Origin of the sequence: Parasphingorhabdus sp. (assembly GCF_036963805.1) — a bacterium.
Classification (GTDB): domain Bacteria; phylum Pseudomonadota; class Alphaproteobacteria; order Sphingomonadales; family Sphingomonadaceae; genus Parasphingorhabdus.
The window spans coordinates 258,529-276,707 of sequence record NZ_JBALUN010000003.1; the positions used below are offsets into that span (position 1 = coordinate 258,529).

General features: G+C 51.6%; 13 protein-coding genes. 7 read left to right on the top strand and 6 right to left on the bottom strand.

Translation table 11 applies throughout. The features are described from left to right. Both V7676_RS11225 and V7676_RS11230 read left to right on the top strand, forming a co-directional pair. Positions 1–876, top strand: coding sequence for a UTP--glucose-1-phosphate uridylyltransferase (locus V7676_RS11225; RefSeq protein WP_335659886.1), 876 nt, complete (start codon positions 1–3; stop codon positions 874–876). Positions 877–950: 74 nt separating this feature from the next. Next, positions 951–1,220 carry a DUF6726 family protein gene (locus tag V7676_RS11230; protein WP_335659798.1) on the top strand — a complete coding sequence of 90 codons (270 nt, stop codon included), beginning with the start codon at positions 951–953 and terminating at the stop codon, positions 1,218–1,220. Between the two features lie 12 nt (positions 1,221–1,232). Here V7676_RS11230 and V7676_RS11235 read toward each other — a convergent pair whose 3' ends face one another. From V7676_RS11235 to V7676_RS11245, 3 genes are all read right to left on the bottom strand, one after another. Then, entirely contained in the window at positions 1,233–2,273 is a 1,041-nt protein-coding gene (locus tag V7676_RS11235; RefSeq protein WP_335659799.1) for a M48 family metallopeptidase, read from the bottom strand. Beyond that, the gene (locus V7676_RS11240; protein WP_335659800.1) at positions 2,274–2,954 is read right to left on the bottom strand and encodes a LysE family translocator; all 681 of its coding nucleotides are present in this window, start codon (positions 2,952–2,954) and stop codon (positions 2,274–2,276) included. Between the two features lie 95 nt (positions 2,955–3,049). After that, positions 3,050–3,940, bottom strand: coding sequence for a LysR family transcriptional regulator (locus V7676_RS11245; RefSeq protein ID WP_335659801.1), 891 nt, complete (start codon positions 3,938–3,940; stop codon positions 3,050–3,052). A gap of 146 nt (positions 3,941–4,086) precedes the next feature. On the opposite strand from V7676_RS11245, the gene V7676_RS11250 reads away from it, so the two are divergent. The 3 genes from V7676_RS11250 (at position 4,087) to V7676_RS11260 (ending at position 6,453) form a co-directional block, all read left to right on the top strand. After that, positions 4,087–4,803 (top strand): pirin family protein, encoded by a 717-nt coding sequence (locus tag V7676_RS11250; protein ID WP_335659802.1) that lies wholly within the window; start codon positions 4,087–4,089, stop codon positions 4,801–4,803. 78 nt (positions 4,804–4,881) lie between these two features. Then, the gene (gene wrbA, locus V7676_RS11255; RefSeq protein WP_335659803.1) at positions 4,882–5,481 is read left to right on the top strand and encodes an NAD(P)H:quinone oxidoreductase; all 600 of its coding nucleotides are present in this window, start codon (positions 4,882–4,884) and stop codon (positions 5,479–5,481) included. A gap of 123 nt (positions 5,482–5,604) precedes the next feature. Continuing rightward, positions 5,605–6,453 carry a mannan-binding lectin gene (locus tag V7676_RS11260; RefSeq protein WP_335659804.1) on the top strand — a complete coding sequence of 283 codons (849 nt, stop codon included), beginning with the start codon at positions 5,605–5,607 and terminating at the stop codon, positions 6,451–6,453. Between the two features lie 98 nt (positions 6,454–6,551). On the opposite strand, the gene rpoC is transcribed toward V7676_RS11260, so the two are convergent. From rpoC to V7676_RS11275, 3 genes are all read right to left on the bottom strand, one after another. After that, positions 6,552–10,922: a DNA-directed RNA polymerase subunit beta' gene (gene rpoC, locus V7676_RS11265; protein WP_335659805.1), complete on the bottom strand. Its 4,371-nt coding sequence runs from the start codon at positions 10,920–10,922 to the stop codon at positions 6,552–6,554. A 66-nt stretch (positions 10,923–10,988) separates the two neighbouring features. Next, positions 10,989–15,374 carry a DNA-directed RNA polymerase subunit beta gene (rpoB, locus tag V7676_RS11270; RefSeq protein ID WP_442955434.1) on the bottom strand — a complete coding sequence of 1,462 codons (4,386 nt, stop codon included), beginning with the start codon at positions 15,372–15,374 and terminating at the stop codon, positions 10,989–10,991. Positions 15,375–15,636: 262 nt separating this feature from the next. Further along, positions 15,637–16,293 (bottom strand): TetR/AcrR family transcriptional regulator, encoded by a 657-nt coding sequence (locus V7676_RS11275; protein WP_335659807.1) that lies wholly within the window; start codon positions 16,291–16,293, stop codon positions 15,637–15,639. On the opposite strand from V7676_RS11275, the gene V7676_RS11280 reads away from it, so the two are divergent. Together V7676_RS11280 and V7676_RS11285 are read left to right on the top strand one after the other, a co-directional pair. After that, entirely contained in the window at positions 16,292–16,660 is a 369-nt protein-coding gene (locus tag V7676_RS11280) for a hypothetical protein (protein ID WP_335659808.1), read from the top strand. The two genes, V7676_RS11275 and V7676_RS11280, sit on opposite strands and share 2 nt — an antisense overlap. Positions 16,661–16,682: 22 nt before the next feature. Further along, a complete protein-coding gene (locus V7676_RS11285; RefSeq protein ID WP_335659887.1) occupies positions 16,683–18,113 on the top strand; it encodes an 8'-apo-carotenoid 13,14-cleaving dioxygenase in 1,431 nt (476 codons plus the stop codon). Positions 18,114–18,179: the final 66 nt, after the last annotated feature.

Sequence of the window (18,179 nt, forward strand, 5' to 3'; positions counted from 1 at the left end):
ATTTCCATGAAACCGATCAAAAAAGCCGTCTTCCCAGTCGCTGGCATGGGTACCCGTTTTTTACCCGCGACCAAGGTAATGCCCAAGGAACTTTTTCCAATCGTTGATCGCCCTTTGCTGCAATATGCCGTGGATGAAGCGCTGGAAGCCGGTATCGAACAGATGATCTTCGTGAATGGACGCGGCAAGGGCATGATCGAGGATCATTTTGACCTCGCCTATGAGCTCGAACGGACGATGGGGGATCGCGGCAAAGATCGTTCGGTTCTGGACGGCACACGCCTGACGCCTGGAAACAGCGTGTTTATCCGGCAACAGGAACCGCTGGGTCTGGGACATGCAATCTGGTGCGCGCGGGACATAATCGGGGACGAACCCTTCGCTATCTTCCTGCCCGACGAATTCATGGTCGGCAGCCCCGGCTGTATGAAACAGATGGTCGATGCTTATGACAAGCTGGGCGGCAATATTGTCTGTGCGCTGGAAATCCCGATTGAGGATACGCCTTCCTATGGCGTAATTGATCCAGGTTATCGCGACGGTCCGATTACTGAAGTCAAAGGCTTGGTCGAAAAGCCCAAAGCTGGCACCGCCCCTTCTAACCTAATTCTGCCCGGCCGTTATATCTTGCAGCCTGAGGTAATGCGTATCCTAGAAACTCAGGAAGCGGGTGCTGGCGGGGAAATCCAGCTAACCGATGCGATGGCACAGATGATTGGAAAACAGCCCTTTCACGGTATGACTTTTGACGGCAAACGCTATGATTGCGGTTCGAAAGTCGGTTATGTCGAGGCGAACCTCGCGACAGCGCTGGCACATTCTGACATAGGCGATGACATTCGGGCCATTGCGGAGAAGTTACTCGCAAATTCATAGGTCAAATCCTAAAAATTGCCGTTCAGGCGGTCTTCATTGATCGAGGTGCACACAATCCATCTGAGGAGATATCCATGCGCCGACCATCTGTTGTCTTGGCAACATGCGCCCTGATGATGCTTAGCGGCTGCGTCGCATCCAAGATCGTCACCGCACCGTTTAGGGCCGCCGGTACAGTGGTAGAAACCGCTGTCGACGCCACTACACAATCCCGGTCTGAAAGAGAAGAAGACCTCGGACGCCGTGTCCAGGCCGAACGCAAGCGAGAAATGGAAGCATGTTTGACCGATACCGAAAACAAGAAAGAGCGCAAACGTTGTAGACAGGCTTATCAGGAAGACTAGCCGACAATAACACTACTTGCCCCTTGGCTCCTTTAGTAAAGGCGGCGCGTATTTCTCATTATCCGCCTGCGCCTTCTGCATTTTGGCTATTTCCTCTTCGAATAATTTGACTCGTTTCTTCCATCTATAGTGGGTCGACGCCGAAAATATCCCCTTGCCATATTGCTTGCCATATCGCGTCCAAAACCGGATCGCCGCTTGCGGATCATAGCCAGCATTGGCCGTGAGCCAGACCGATAGCCGGTCTGCTTCAATCTCTGCCGCTTTGATCTGACCTGCACTTTTACCAAATTGTCCGAAAAACCCGCGATCAACATTTTCGGCGTTGAGCCGCTCGCGATGCTTGAGCAGATTATGTGCCAGTTCGTGGGCTGCAATGGCCGCCAGCTCGTCTTCGCTCAACACATATTCTGCGAGCGTGGAGGAAATGGAGACGATCTTGCCATCTGCAGAAGCATCGCGATCCTCACTCACCCTCACTTGAAACTCGCTGGGGCATGTCTGAACCGGAACGAGCACCCTGTCCTGCTGCAGCCCACCGCGCATTATGGTGAGCCGTGCGCTGCCATCGGCCGCAGCGTCGGCCAACATCAATTTAATCGCTGCAATCCGGCGATATTCGGGCTTCTCGCTGGCCAGCCTCTCTTCATCTATCGCGAGACCTTCCACCAACTGCCCGTCAATTGCTATCAGGCCGTCACCCGCCTCCAACTCTTCCAATGCTGCCGGGCTTTCAGGAGCGACGGCATTTATGGCGATAGCGCTGGCAAAGCCATGGGCAAAGCGGGCAGCAGCCTTATCGCCATATTGATTGATGTCGTGCAGCAAGAGGCCCAAATTAGGCACCTTATTCTCGCAAAAGCCCGCATTGGCGGATACCAGTCGATATCCGACAGCATGCGTCCGCTGATCGAGCAGTTGCAAGGCTTTGAGCGCTAGTACGGATTGGGAGTCAATGGGAGAATTGACGGCCTCTTCCGCCGATACCTGCAATGGAAGTACAGATAATAAAGTAGCGAGTAATAGAGGCAAAAAACGTAGCATTACAGTCATCTACCCTACCCAACCTTTCACACCGTTGAACGCAGAATCTATACCCGCATCTTCGACGTTTAAATACGCCATGACCAACGCCACACAGATGAGTACCACTGCCGCGATATATTTAAAAACATCCTGCACTCTGTCGGCATTACCCAAGTTTCGCGCACGCGAGGCCAAGGCCGCATAGAAGGTAAGCCCAGCAGTTTCCGTGAATATAGTCAGCCCTGCCAATGTTCCGAACTGTACCCATAAATTGCCGGTGGGATCGACAAATGGCGGAATGATGACGGCATAGAAGAATAGCGCTTTGGGATTGGACATATGGACAGCCAGTCCGCTCAAAAAGCCGCGCCGAAAACTCTCGGCCTTGGCCGCTGAATCACCCAAATTCCGATCCGTGCCGCGCAACATCGCTATCCCAAGCCACGCGAGATAAATCACACCTAGCCAGCGCAGCGCTGCGTACGCAGATGGAAAAGCCTGAATCATTGCGATTAACCCAACGGCGGTCAGCGCATACCAAATGAAATTTCCGACATTAATGCCAGCGATCGGCCCCAGAGCGCCGCGCATTCCGCCCTGCCGCCCTACCGGCAATGCATGGCTGACAGTCACCATCGTTGCCGGCCCCGGCGTGAAGCAGAAGGTCAGGTCTGTGATCAGAAAAAGCAAGAGGGTCTCAGGCGGCATATTCAGACAGGTTTACCTCTGCGCGAAGCTAATAGTTTATACATGGAATCGCATCCTGTACGATAGGCCTTTTCGCACCGTTGTTCTTTCCGGAGTCAAGACAACCGCTGCTTCAAGAAATCAATCAACGCGTTAACCCGTGCCGGACGATGCGGCGACGGTGGCATGACGAGATTTAGCGCTATCTCTCCAAAGCCCCATCCCGGCATGAAGGTCTGCAAATCACCTCGGTCTATCGCGTCCTGACATAGAAAATCAGGCAAATAGCCGATGCCGCGGCCAGCAATCAGTCCGGGTAACATGATATCGCCATTATTGCTTTGAAACCGGCATTTGGGCCTCACGGCTATTTTCTGCCCGTCCGGTCCCTTCACATGCCAGATTTCCAACGTGCCTTGATTTGAATAGATGAAACAATCATGGTCTACCAACTCTTCAGGCTGCTTGGGCATTCCGCGGCGTTTCAGATAATCCGGCGACGCGATAAAATGAGCCTGCATCTTGCGCAATCGAATGACACGCAAACTGCTGTCCGGCAGATCGGCTATACGAATGGCAAGGTCAAAACTCTCTTCGATCAAATCCACATGGGCATCACTCAACTGCACATCGACCAGAATTTCGGGATATGCGCACATGAAATCAGCGAGAACTGGAGCAAGATGCGACAGACCAAAGCTTAAAGGCGCTGCCAAACGGACCTGTCCGCGCAACAAATGGGCTGTATCCCGCGCCGCTTCCATCGCCGCTTCTCCATCCAGCGCAATGGCTCGTGCGTAAGGAAGCAAAACCTTCCCAACGGTTGATAGGGATATTTTTCGGGATGTCCGGTGAAACAAGACTGTTCCAAGGGACTCTTCCAGACGGGTTATCGCTTTCGAAACTGTCGGTTTGGAAATAGCCAGTTCTTGGGAGACAGCGGTAAAACTGCCTAGCCGCGCGGCTGCTGCAAATATGGCCCAGGCTTCAAAATCAGGAAGATGCATTTTCAGTTCATTATATATATTTTAGAAACAATCAATTTCTATATTGTCTATTTAGGAAACAAAATTTTTATCCTATTTCATCCTCAAGCAAGCCGGAGACTCTCTCATTCACGAGAAAAGCCCGTCCAGGAAATAGGAGAATGACTATGATCGAGAAACGCACTTTTGCTGACCTGGCCCATGTCAATCATGACTGGCTGCAGGCACGCCACCATTTTTCCTTTGGTAAATATTACGATCCTGCACGCATGGGTTTTGGCCCAATCCGCGTATGGAATGATGATGAGATTGCTGCCAAAACTGGTTTTCCAATGCATCCCCATCGGGATATGGAAATCATCACTTATGTCCGGGAAGGTGCGATCACCCATCGCGACTCATTGGGCAATGAAGGCCGCACCGAAGCGGGCGACGTTCAAGTGATGAGTGCTGGAACCGGCGTGACGCACAGCGAATATAATCTGGAAGACGAGACAACCCGGTTGTTCCAGATCTGGATAGAGCCACGTGCACCGGGCGGTGAGCCACGCTGGGATGCAAACAGTTTCCCCAAAGGTGAACTGTCGGGAGATTTGGAAATACTCGCCAGCGGTTTTGACGAGGATATTGATAAAGGTGCGTTAATGATCCGGTCTGATGCCCGGCTTTATGGAGCAACGCTGACTACCGGCACGACCTTGCAGCACGACATTGCCGAAGGGGCCCATGTCTATCTGGTTGCTTCAGCAGGCAAGCTAAGGGTGAACGGCGAAGAAATTGCAGTACGCGATTCTTTGGCCATTCGCGACGTCCCTTCGCTCGAAATCGAGGCGCTGGAGCAGGCAGAGTTGGTCTTCGTAGAAGCTTTTGACCGGCACAATTAATTCCCCCGAAGGAGGAGCGCTCTTTTCCTCCCTGAACCGAGAGCGCTCCTCCATTTACACCCACTCAGGAGATTGAAAATGACAAAGATTCTGGTTCTATATTACTCATCCTATGGACATGTCGACAGTCTGGCACAGGCCATTGCCGATGGCGCTCAGGAAGCCGGAGCAGATGTCACCATCGGCCGCGTCCCTGAAACAGCGCCGCCTGAAGTAGCCAAAGCGTCCGGCTTTAGCGCCAATGAAGAACATCCTGTGATTGAGCCCGACAGTCTTACCGAATATGATGCTATCATCGTCGGATCGCCTACGCGCTTTGGACGCTTATCGAGCCAAATGGCTTCGTTCTGGGATCGCACCGGCGGCTTGTGGGCGAAGGGTGCTTTGGTCGGCAAAGTTGGTGCATCCTTCACCTCTACAGCTTCACAACATGGCGGTCAGGAAACAACCCAATATTCTATCCTCAGCAACCTTCTGCATCATGGTATGACGATTGTTGGGTTGGATTACGGGTTTTCCGGACAATTAAACAATGATGAAGTGATTGGCGGCTCTCCTTACGGCGCATCAACGATAGCCGGCGGAGATGGTAGCCGGAAACCACATGATATTGACCTTGATGGAGCGCGTTATCTGGGTGCAAAAGTCGCCCGGACAGCCGCAAAACTAATCGCTTAATATGTAAATATGGCCCTGTTGGATCAATTGCGGCGGGGCCATTTTAATGGTGTGGGTTTTATTTAACGCAATATTATGCAAATAGCCCTGCTTCGGGTCGCGCCGAAAAAGGAATTCCTGATAATGTTGAATAAAGCGGTCGCACTGGGTTTGTCCATTGCCGCAACCGGCCTTTTATCCTTTGCCTATCCCGACGCCGCACAAGCGCAGCGCCAGCGCGCAACGCAGCTAGGCGTCGACGGATATACTGTGACACGCGCCAATTTTTCGGGCGGCTCTTTACGAACGAGCGGAAATGGACGCTGGACAGAATATGACGGCAACGGGCGTGCTGCCTTTAATTTTACGGAAACCGACCGGGATGAATGGTCAGTCTATCTGCATGACCAGTCACGCAACGTGCAACTGCAAATTGACATTCACCGTAAGTGGGTCACCTATGGCACGAATGACGGACCAAAGTCCGACCTGTACCAAATAACAAGCGCCAGTCGCAAATCCGTACCGCCGCCTCGCGCAGTGACCAACGGCCGTAATGTCCAGCAAGTGTTTTTCGATAGGGGTAGCTTCAAAAAAACTGCCCACCGCCAGTGGGCCGAATTTAATGCCCAAGGTCAGGCGGTTTTTAGTTTTGCAGAAACCAGCCGCGATGAATGGTCGGTTTATCTCAATGACCGATCACGCAATGTGCAGCTGCAACTTGATTTGCATCGCAAGTGGATCGGCTATAGCCAAAATGGCGGCCGCAAGTCAGATCTCTACAGGATCACCTCATTTTCGCAGCGAGAAGGTAACAGTCCGCCGCCACTTCCATCGCAGCATACCCGTGATATAAACGCCGGACCAATTTGGAACCAGCAAGACGCCGAAATTAAATGTCCGGCTGTCGCAGCGTCACAAAGCGGGAAATGGACCGGCCAATGGCGCACTACTGTTCAAGGGAAAATGTCAGTTTGCGAGATAAGATTCTAGTCGAAAATCAAAGGTAACGATCCTTTATTCTGACAAACAAAAAGCCCCGCCGGATCATCTCCAGCGGGGCTTTTGTTTTATCTAAAGAACAGTAAAATCTATTCTTCTTCGTCGCCTTCAGCAGCTTGAGCGGCCTCGGTATCGTCAGCTTCAATACCCTCACCCATGGTTTTTGCCATGTGGGAATCACCTGTTGCTGCTTCAGGACCTTGCGCCAATTCGGCTGCGTGCTGCTCTTCGGCATTATCGGCAGCCATCAAGGTTTCTTCGATAGGCGCTTCTTCAGCTACCGGAGCGGCTGCGGCTGCAGTCTCTGCGGCTTTCAGATCTTGGGCTGCAACCATCGCATCAACCATTTTCTGCTGTTGGGCACGAAGCGCGGCGTCGCGGCTGGTGGCCGCAATCCGGGCACGGTTCATGCCTGCACCCGTACCGGCAGGGATCAAACGTCCAACAATGACGTTTTCTTTCAGACCGATCAGCTGATCCTTCTTCCCTTCGACAGCCGCCTGAGTAAGCACCCGGGTGGTTTCCTGGAAAGAGGCAGCAGAGATAAAGCTACGCGTTTGCAAGCTTGCTTTGGTGATACCAAGCAATACTGGCTTACCTGCAGCAGGTTCCTGCTTCTTGGTCAGCTTCGCATTATATTCCAGCATCTCTTCGAGATCGAGCTGCTCGCCGGGAAGAAGCGTTGTATCACCGCCATTGGTGATTTCAACTTTCTGCAACATCTGACGAACAATCGTCTCAATATGCTTATCGTTGATTTTCACGCCCTGCAGACGATAGACTTCCTGAATTTCTGCTACCAGATATTCAGCCAGTGCTTCTACGCCCATAACTTCAAGAATATCATGCGGATCAGGCGAACCGGAAACAAGGTTATCGCCCTTCTTCACGAAATCGCCTTCCTGAACGTCGATGACTTTCGTCTTCGGCACCAGATATTCTACTGGTTCGCCTTCCTCGGGAACAATCGCAATCTTACGCTTGGCTTTATAGTCGCGCAGATATTCAACGCGGCCAGAGATTTTCGCAATGATGGAATTGTCTTTCGGAATACGTGCTTCGAAAAGCTCGGCAACACGTGGCAGACCACCGGTAATATCACGCGTCTTCGCAGCTTCACGGGACACACGAGCGATAACATCACCCGCTTGCACTTTCTGACCATCGGTAACCGACAATGTCGCACCATTAGCCAGCAAGTAACGCCCAGCTTCACCGCTATTCTCATCAAGCAAGGTCATGCGAGGACGCAGATCTTCCTTGTTGGTTCCGCGGCCCGATGCACGATATTCCATAATCACACGCTGTGCGATACCGGTCGCTTCATCGGTCTGCTCGGTCATCGTTTTACCTTCGATGACGTCTTGATATTTAATAACACCCGGCTTCTCGGTAATCATTGGCATGGTGAATGGATCCCATTCGGCCAGACGATCGCCCAATTTAACCTTAGCACCATCTTTGATCAGCACGCTGGTTCCATAAGGCACCTTATCGGCAGAACGTTCACGACCATCATTGTCGATAACGGCAATAACACCGCTACGCGCCAAGGATAGGAAGCGGCCATTCTTGTCTTCGATGACCGGCATGTCGCGATATTCAACCACACCTTCTGCCACTGATTCCAGATTGGATTGCTCGTTCAGCTGCGCTGCGCCGCCGATATGGAAGGTACGCATCGTCAGCTGCGTGCCTGGCTCACCAATTGACTGCGCCGCGATAACGCCAACCGCTTCACCGATATTCACCGGTGTACCGCGAGCAAGGTCACGGCCGTAGCAAGTACCGCAAACGCCCATTTTGGATTCGCAAACCAGCGGTGAGCGAATACGTGCGGACTGAATGCCGAGCGCTTCAATTACGACGATGGCCGCTTCGTCCAGCAACGTGCCAGATTTGATCACTACGCTATCGTCTTTACTGTCGACAATATCTTCAGCCATGGTCCGGCCCAAAATACGTTCGCCAAGCGATGCGATAACCGAACCGCCCTGTACGATGGCTTTCATCTCCAGTGCATTTTCCGTGCCGCAGTCATTTTCGACAATCGTACAGTCCTGAGAAACGTCAACCAGACGCCGTGTCAGATAACCGGAGTTCGCTGTCTTCAGAGCGGTATCGGCAAGACCTTTACGCGCACCGTGGGTGGAGTTGAAATATTCAAGAACCGTCAAACCTTCTTTAAAGTTCGAGATAATTGGTGTTTCAATAATCTCGCCAGAAGGTTTGGCCATCAGTCCGCGCATACCGCCCAGCTGCTTCATCTGGGCTGGGCTACCACGAGCACCAGAGTGGCTCATCATATAAATGGCGTTAATCTGTGCCTCACGGCCATGCTCATCCAGCGGGGTTGCCGCCAGTTCGACCATCATCGCGTTCGCAACCGTGTCACCACAACGGGACCAAGCATCAATCACTTTGTTATATTTTTCTTGCTGCGTGATCAGACCATCTTGATATTGCTGTTCATAGTCAGCAACCAAAGCGCGGGTTTCAGCGACCGTTTCATCCTTTGAGTCCGGAATGATCATATCATCCTTACCAAAGGAGATACCGGCCCGACAAGCGTGGCGGAAGCCAAGGCCCATGATCGCATCAGCGAACAAGACTGTATCTTTCTGACCCGTATGACGGTAAACTTGGTCAATCACGTCGCCGACTTCTTTCTTGGTCAGCAAGCGGTTCACGATATCGAAGGGAACCAGATGCGATTTCGGCAAACATTCCGCGATCAACAAACGGCCCGGTGTGGTTTCGAAACGTTTGAGAATGGGCTTGCCGTCCTCATCGGTTTGCGGAACCCGAGTGGTGATTTTAGAGTGCAAAGTCACTGCACCAATTTCAAGCGCCTGATGCACTTCGGCCATATCAGCCAAAAGCATGCCTTCACCCGGTTCGCCTTTGCGATCCATTGTAAGATAATAGATGCCAAGAACCATATCCTGTGAAGGAACGATAATAGGCTTACCATTAGCAGGCGAGAGAATGTTGTTGGTCGACATCATCAAAACACGTGCTTCCAGCTGCGCCTCAAGGCTCAATGGAACGTGGACCGCCATTTGGTCACCGTCAAAGTCGGCGTTAAAGGCGGAACAGACCAGCGGGTGAAGCTGGATAGCCTTACCTTCAATCAATACCGGCTCAAATGCCTGAATGCCCAAACGGTGAAGCGTTGGTGCCCGGTTCAGCATCACGGGATGCTCGCGGATCACTTCTTCCAAAATGTCCCAAACTTCTTTACGCTCTTTTTCGACCCATTTTTTGGCCTGCTTGAGCGTCATTGAAAGACCCTTGGCATCAAGGCGTGCGTAGATAAATGGCTTGAACAATTCCAAGGCCATTTTCTTTGGCAGACCACATTGATGCAATTTCAATTCAGGACCAGTCACAATAACCGAACGACCGGAATAATCGACGCGCTTACCGAGAAGGTTCTGACGGAAACGGCCCTGTTTACCCTTGAGCATGTCAGACAAAGATTTCAGCGGACGTTTGTTCGCACCGGTGATGGTCCGACCGCGACGGCCATTGTCAAATAGCGCATCCACGGATTCCTGAAGCATACGCTTTTCGTTACGGACGATGATGTCCGGTGCGCGCAGTTCCATCAGGCGCTTCAAACGGTTGTTCCGGTTGATCACACGGCGATAGAGATCGTTAAGATCAGACGTTGCGAAACGGCCACCATCCAAAGGTACCAAAGGACGCAACTCAGGCGGGATCACAGGAATGATTTCGAGGATCATCCATTCTGGCTTGTTGCCGGAATCGATAAAGCTTTCGACCACTTTCAGACGCTTGATGATCTTCTTGGGTTTCAGTGTAGACTTGGTCGTCCGCAGATCTTCCATCAGATCGTCACGTTCTTGCTTCAGATCAAGGTCCTGAAGCATGATCTTGACGGCTTCTGCGCCGATGCCGGCAGAGAATGCGTCTTCGCCATATTCATCCTGCGCTTCGAGCATTTCGTCTTCAGTCAGCAGCTGGAATTTTTCCAGAGCCGTCAAGCCGGGTTCGATAACCACATAGCTTTCGAAATAGAGAACACGCTCAAGCTGTTTGAGCTGCATGTCAAGCAACAAGCCAATACGCGACGGCAAGGATTTCAGGAACCAGATATGCGCAACAGGAGCAGCAAGGTCGATATGACCCATACGTTCCCGGCGGACCTTGGTCACCGTGACTTCGACACCGCATTTTTCGCAGACGATGCCTTTATATTTCATGCGCTTATACTTGCCGCACAAGCATTCGTAATCCTTTACCGGACCAAAAATACGCGCGCAAAACAGACCATCACGCTCTGGCTTGAACGTCCGGTAGTTGATGGTTTCCGGCTTCTTAATTTCACCGAATGACCAGCTACGAATACGTTCTGGCGAGGCAAGACCAATTTGAATCTGGTCAAATGTTTCCGGCTTTGCGATCGGATTTGCGAAATTTGTTACTTGGTTCATTTTTTCTTCCTTCGGGGCTTATGCCCAAAAATCTAAATGCTAGGGGCGGGGGTGAGTTTTAATCCCTCACTCCGCCGCTATCGCCACGCCGTCATCATCGTCATCATCGCCGAAGCTGGAGAGTTCGATATTGAGACCAAGCGAACGCATTTCTTTGACCAGAACGTTAAAGCTTTCGGGCACACCAGCTTCGAAAGTATCGTCGCCTTTGACGATTGCTTCGTAAACCTTGGTCCGTCCGATCACGTCATCCGATTTGACCGTCAGCATTTCTTGAAGCGTATAAGCCGCACCATATGCTTGCAGCGCCCAGACTTCCATTTCCCCGAAGCGCTGTCCACCAAACTGGGCTTTACCGCCCAGAGGCTGCTGCGTGACGAGAGAATAAGGTCCGATAGAACGGGCATGGATCTTGTCATCGACCAAGTGATGCAGTTTGAGCATATAGATATAGCCCACTGTCACCTTACGATCGAACTTGTCTCCGGTCCGGCCATCGAACAGATCAACCTGTCCGCTGCGATCCAATCCGGCAAGTTCCAGCATATCGGAAACATCGGCTTCATGGGCACCGTCAAATACCGGCGTTCCCATTGGGACACCGTTGCGCAAGTGACCGACCATCTCAATGATTTCAGCCGTATCACGTGAATCAATATCTTCATGATATTGTTCGCCGTAAATAATCTTGAGCCGTTCTTTCACAGCATCCGGTGGTGGTGCCGCTTGCGGATCAGGATTAGCCAGTTTCCATTCTTCCAGCGCTTTTGTTACCTGCTCGCCCAGACCACGTGCGGCCCAGCCCAGATGGGTTTCAAAAATCTGTCCGACGTTCATACGTGATGGCACACCCAACGGGTTCAGCACGATATCAACAGGCGTTCCGTCTTCAAGGAATGGCATATCTTCTTGTGGAAGAATGCGAGAGATAACCCCTTTATTTCCGTGACGACCAGCCATTTTATCGCCTGGCTGCAACTTACGTTTAACCGCGACGAAAACTTTGACCATTTTCAGAACACCTGGAGACAATTCGTCACCACGTTCCAGCTTTTCACGACGATCTGCGAAACGATCATTAATTTCCTTGATCGCTTCGTCATATTGACCGCGGGTCGCTTCAAAATCGGACTGTACCTTGTCGTCCTTCACAGCGATTTTCCACCAGTCAGCATTCTCCAATTCGGAGAGGCTTTCCTCGGTGACTTCCGCGCCCTTCTTCATCGGTTTTGGTGCTGAGGTGGCTGTTTGGCCGATCAACAAATCTTTCAAACTGTTGAAGGTCGCACGATTCAAAATGGCGCGTTCGTCATCCCTATCCTTGGTGAAGCGCGAAATTTCTTCGCGTTCAATCGCCAGCGCACGCTCGTCCTTGTCAATGCCGTGGCGGTTAAACACACGAACTTCAACAACCGTACCAGCAACGCCAGGAGGCAGACGCAAGGAAGTGTCACGAACATCAGAAGCTTTCTCACCAAAAATCGCGCGAAGAAGTTTTTCTTCCGGCGTCATTGGAGATTCACCCTTAGGCGTAATCTTGCCGACGAGAATATCGCCTGGTTCGATTTCCGCACCGATATAAACGATACCGGCTTCATCGAGGTTGCGGAGCGCTTCCTCACCGACATTGGGAATATCACGGGTAATATCTTCAGGGCCTAGCTTCGTATCACGCGCCATGACTTCAAATTCTTCGATATGGATCGAAGTAAAGACATCGTCTTTCACGATACGCTCGGAAATAAGGATACTATCCTCGTAGTTATACCCATTCCAAGGCATAAAGGCGACGAGGCTGTTTTTGCCTAGAGCCAGTTCGCCCATATCCGTCGATGGACCGTCGGCGATTGTATCACCTTCTTGAACCATCTCACCAACCTTAACCAACGGACGCTGGTTGATGCAGGTATTCTGGTTGGAGCGCTGGAACTTCTGGAGGGTATAAATGTCAACGCCGGATTTACCAGCTTCAACATCTCCCTGCGCACGGATCACGATACGCGTCGCATCGACCTGATCGACAATACCGCCGCGCCGCGCTGCAATCGCAGCGCCACTATCGCGGGCTACGGTTTCTTCCATACCGGTTCCAACAAACGGCGCTTCCGCTTTCACCAAAGGCACAGCCTGACGTTGCATGTTCGATCCCATCAGGGCCCGGTTAGCATCATCATTTTCCAGGAACGGAATGAGCGAGGCCGCAACAGACACAAGCTGCTTAGGCGAAACGTCCATCAACGTGATATTTTCACGTGGAGCGATCAAAAATTCGCCAGCTTCACGAGAAGAAACAAGCTCTTCCACAAAGCTGCCATCTTCAGTCAGCTCAGCATTGGCCTGTGCCACTGTATGCTTCTGCTCTTCCATAGCGGAGAGATAGACAACATCATCGGTAACCTTGCCGTCTTTAATCTGACGATAAGGTGTTTCGATAAAGCCGTATTTATTCACCCGGCTAAAGGATGCCAATGAGTTGATCAGACCAATATTTGGCCCCTCAGGCGTTTCAATTGGACAGATACGGCCATAATGGGTTGGGTGGACGTCGCGGACTTCAAAGCCGGCACGTTCACGGGTCAAACCACCAGGTCCAAGCGCCGACACGCGGCGTTTATGGGTGACTTCGGACAATGGGTTCGTCTGATCCATAAACTGGGACAGCTGCGAACTACCGAAGAACTCACGAACTGTAGCAACAGCTGGCTTAGCGTTGATCAGATCATTCGGCATCACGGTGGATACGTCGACACTGGACATACGCTCTTTAACCGCACGCTCCATACGAAGAAGACCAACACGATATTGATTTTCAAGAAGCTCGCCAACCGAACGCACACGACGGTTGCCAAGGTTATCGATGTCATCGACTTCGCCCTTGCCGTCCTTCAGATTGACGAGGGTTTTAACAACGGCGAGAATATCTTCCTTGCGCAGGACGGTATAATCATCCGGTGCATCCATATCGAGGCGCATATTGAGTTTAACACGGCCCACTGCGGAGAGGTCATAACGCTCTGGATCAAAGAACAAGCCTTCGAACAATGCTTCCGCTGTTTCGCGGGTTGGTGGTTCACCAGGACGCATGACACGGTAGATGTCGGACAGCGCGCCATCACGGTCTTCAGCTTTGTCGACTTTCAGTGTGTTGCGGATCCATGGGCCGGTTGTAACATGATCAATGTCCAGCAGTTCAAGCTGATCAATGCCAGCACCGTCAAGCTTCTCAAGATTCTCAACAGTTACTTCGTCACCAGCTTCGATATAAATTTCACCGGTTTTTTCGTTAATCAGATCAAACGCACTATAGCGACCAAAAATTTCTTCGGTCGGAATGACAACATTTTTCATGCCATCACTTTCCGCCTTGGTGGCGCTGCGTGGTGTAATCTTGCTACCGGTAGCAAAGATAACTTCGCCGCTGTCAGCATCGACAATATCAAACGTCGGCTTCTGACCACGCCATTGTTCGGCGACGAAAGGAATTGTCCAGCCGTCTTTCGCACGCTTGTAAACAATACGTCCGTAAAATTCATTGAGAATATCTTCTTCGGAATAGCCCTGCTTCAAAATACCGGTGATTTCCGCACTCTTGGTCCGGCCTTCATCTTCAATCTTACCCTGAATTTCGATCGCGCCCATGGGCTCTTTGATCGTAATCCGGTTGCCTTCAACTTCTGTGATCTCAGCCGGTTGCTTCATGCCAGCAACGCGGACCATTTCACCCACCGAGAATGGAGGCTTCTTCTCTTTCACTTCGATGATCGCATCACCCAGGGAACGCAGCAGCGCGGTTACCGGCAACTTACGTTTACGATCGATACGCACATTGACGATGTCTTTGGCGTCAAATTCAAAATCGAGCCATGAACCGCGATAAGGAATAACGCGTGCGGCGAACAGGAATTTTCCCGAAGAATGGGTTTTGCCGCGGTCATGGTCAAACAGCACACCGGGCGAACGATGCATCTGACTAACAATAACGCGCTCTGTGCCGTTGATGACGAACGTACCGTTCTTGGTCATCAAAGGCATGTCGCCCATATAAACATCTTGCTCTTTAATATCGAGAACCGAGCGCGCTTCTGTTTCTGGATCAACCTCGAAGACGATCAGGCGAAGCGTGACCTTCATCGGCGCCGAATAGGTGATGCCGCGCTGACGGCATTCTTCGACATTATATTTGGGATCTTCGAGCTGGTAGTTGACGAAATCCATTTCGGCGGTACCGGCAAAATCGCGGATCGGAAAAACGCTGCGCAGCGTTTTTTCAAGCCCGGAAACATATCCGATAGACGAATCAGAGCGCAGGAACTGCTCATATGATTCGCGCTGAACCTCGATGAGATTCGGCATTTCGATGACTTCATGAATGTTGCCAAAGATCTTACGAATACGCTTTTTGCGGGTCGGTGTCAGAGCAGATGTCTTTACCAAAGATGCTTTCGTCGCCATGTATTTTTGCCTTCTCGCCATCGCCGGAAAACCGGCGGAAAATCAAATTATGAGGCGCTTCAGAACAACAAAAGCCGCATGTCTCCGCCGCCCTATTTGGGAACGAAAACTGCAGCTTCTTTGCGTCCTGAAAACCGGTCAGATTTCATTTCTTCTGGCGCACTGCGCAACTGCACGCCCTGTCTCGAAACCTGTGGTGAGCCACTCATATAGGGGGATGACGGGTTTCGGTCAAGGGGCGCTTGGCACATCACCAAACAATTCAACTACCGCCAAAATGCTTTGATAAAATTACTTTCCGGACCATATCCGGATCATATTCAACCTGCCCGTCTAAAATCAACATAGCCAAACCATGTACGAGTGACCAGGAATGCAAAGCGGCCACCTTGCGGCGCTCACTCGACATGTCTTCGGGCATTAATGTGGATATCCCGTTACGCAATTGCCGAAAAGCCTCCCCCATTTTCGATGGCTCGTCGCTTTCCAAGTCCACTTTACCGATACGATTGAAGATCAGCCGTACCAACGCGGGGTTTTCAACCGCCCACTGCACATAAGTAACGCCCACCTCGACAAAGCCGTCGCGTCCGCCGCCTGCAGCCAGCGCGGCTTCCGCCTGATTGGCCCCCAACCGGTCAGCTGCCTCCAACGCTAATGCATCGAGCAAGGCACCCTTATTGGGAAAATGCCGATAGAGAGCCGTCGCCGAAACCCCCAATTCGCGGGCGAGTTCGCGTAGCCCAAGATCAGGGTGCGCCATATCTTCAATGCGCTTCATCCCCGCCGCAATAGCGGCGAGGCGCAGATCCCCGTGATGATAGGACTGGGATTCTTTAATGTTGACACTGTTACCTTCAATCTGCATGTTAACACTATAAACATGCAGATTCGATAAGCCAAGGAAGTTTGTGTCCATGCTAATATTTGCAATTGGAACTGCCGTCACCGCTGTGATCGTCGCCGCTGCCCATTTTGTCCTTAGCGCGCGAGCCGTATTGAAACCGCTTTTTGCCGAACCGACAAAAGGAGTTCTAGCAGTTTCGGCTATGCGCGACCTGACCTGGGTTATGTTTCAGTTGCACAGCTTTGTGTGGGCCAGCCTCGGTATCGCTGTCTTACTGAACCGGTTGGAGAGCGGAAGCCATATGATCGGCTATTTAGCAATTCTAATTTTCACCGCGTCGGGCATTGGAAATTTTGCTGCGCTACGCAGGGCCCATCCTGGCGGCTTATTATTATTATTCGCAGCGGCCCTGTCTGCAGCCGATATCTGGTTTAATTGAGAAGGAAATAGCTGTGGCCTCTATGATAGAAAATACCATCCGCTCAGCCGTCACAACCGTTTTGGGCGCAGTCGCCAACTTCAACCGCAAGAGAATGAAGGCGCCTGAAGGCGGTCATCCCTATCTAACCGGCATCCACAAGCCGATGACGGAAGAGCTTACGCTTTCCCAATTGCCAGTCGATGGAGAAATCCCCCCGCAACTTGATGGACGCTATCTGCGGATCGGGCCAAATCCCGTCACCGCTGTTGACGAAGCCAGCTATCACTGGTTTGTCGGCGATGGCATGGCCCATGGCATCCGTATCATCGACGGCAAGGCAGAATGGTATCGTAACCGCTGGATTAGGTCCAATGCCGTCAGTGATGCATTGGGCGAACTGCCCAAGCCCGGCACCCGCAAACCGAGAACGGATACTGCCAATACCAATATCACCGAAATTGGTGGTCGTACCTATGCCATTGTCGAAGCCGGCGGTTTTCCAGTCGAATTGACCAATGAGTTAGAAACAGTGGCACATAATCCATTTGACGGGACTCTGCATAATGCCTTTTCCGCGCACCCCCATCGCGATCCTAAAACTGGAGAGCTGCACGCTATTTGTTACGATGCACCAGTTATGGACACGGTGTGGCATGTGGTTATCGGTGAAGATGGCAAAGTGACGCGGGAAGAACCGATTCCGGTTTCGCAAGGTCCGTCGATCCATGATTGTCAGATTACGGAAAACCACGTGTTGGTCTTTGACCTGCCGGCCACATTCTCGATGAAGCGCATGCTGGCCGGCTTTGCATTTCCCTATGACTGGAACCCGGAACACAAGGCCCGCGTCGGCCTGTGCCCGCGTAACGGATCAGGCGCAGACACGATCTGGTGCGATGTCGAACCCTGCTATATCTATCATCCTGCCAATGCTTTCGAGACAAAAGATGGCAAAGTCATTGTCGACGTTGTTGTGCATGAAAGTACCTATGCGCGCACAACATTCGGCCCGGGCGGAGCATGGTCGCGACTAGAGCGCTGGACAGTTAATCCGGTTTCGCAAAAAGTCGCCCGCCATATTTTGCATGATCATGCGCAGGAATTCCCGCGCTATGACGAACGGCAGTCAACCCGAGATTATCGCTATATCTATAGCATCGCGCTGGCCGGAAAGCCGGATCAGCTCGACATGGCTGGAACTGAACTGTTTAAGCATGATCTAAAAACCGGAGCGACTGCTATCCGCAATTTTGGTGAAAGTCGGCATCCTGGTGAATTTGTTTTTGTACCGCGATCACCGGACAGCGCTGAGGATGACGGCTGGCTGATCGGTCTGGTTATCGATATGAACAACGAAACAACCGAACTGCAGATTCTGAAAGCCAATGATTTTAAAGGCTCTCCGCAGGCGGTCATCCATGTTCCACATCGCATCCCGCCCGGCTTTCATGGCAATTGGGTTGAGAGCTAAATACCACTAACCGGCTAGATATCGTCTAGCCGGTTAATTTGCCTGGCACAAAAAATGTCTCACTAC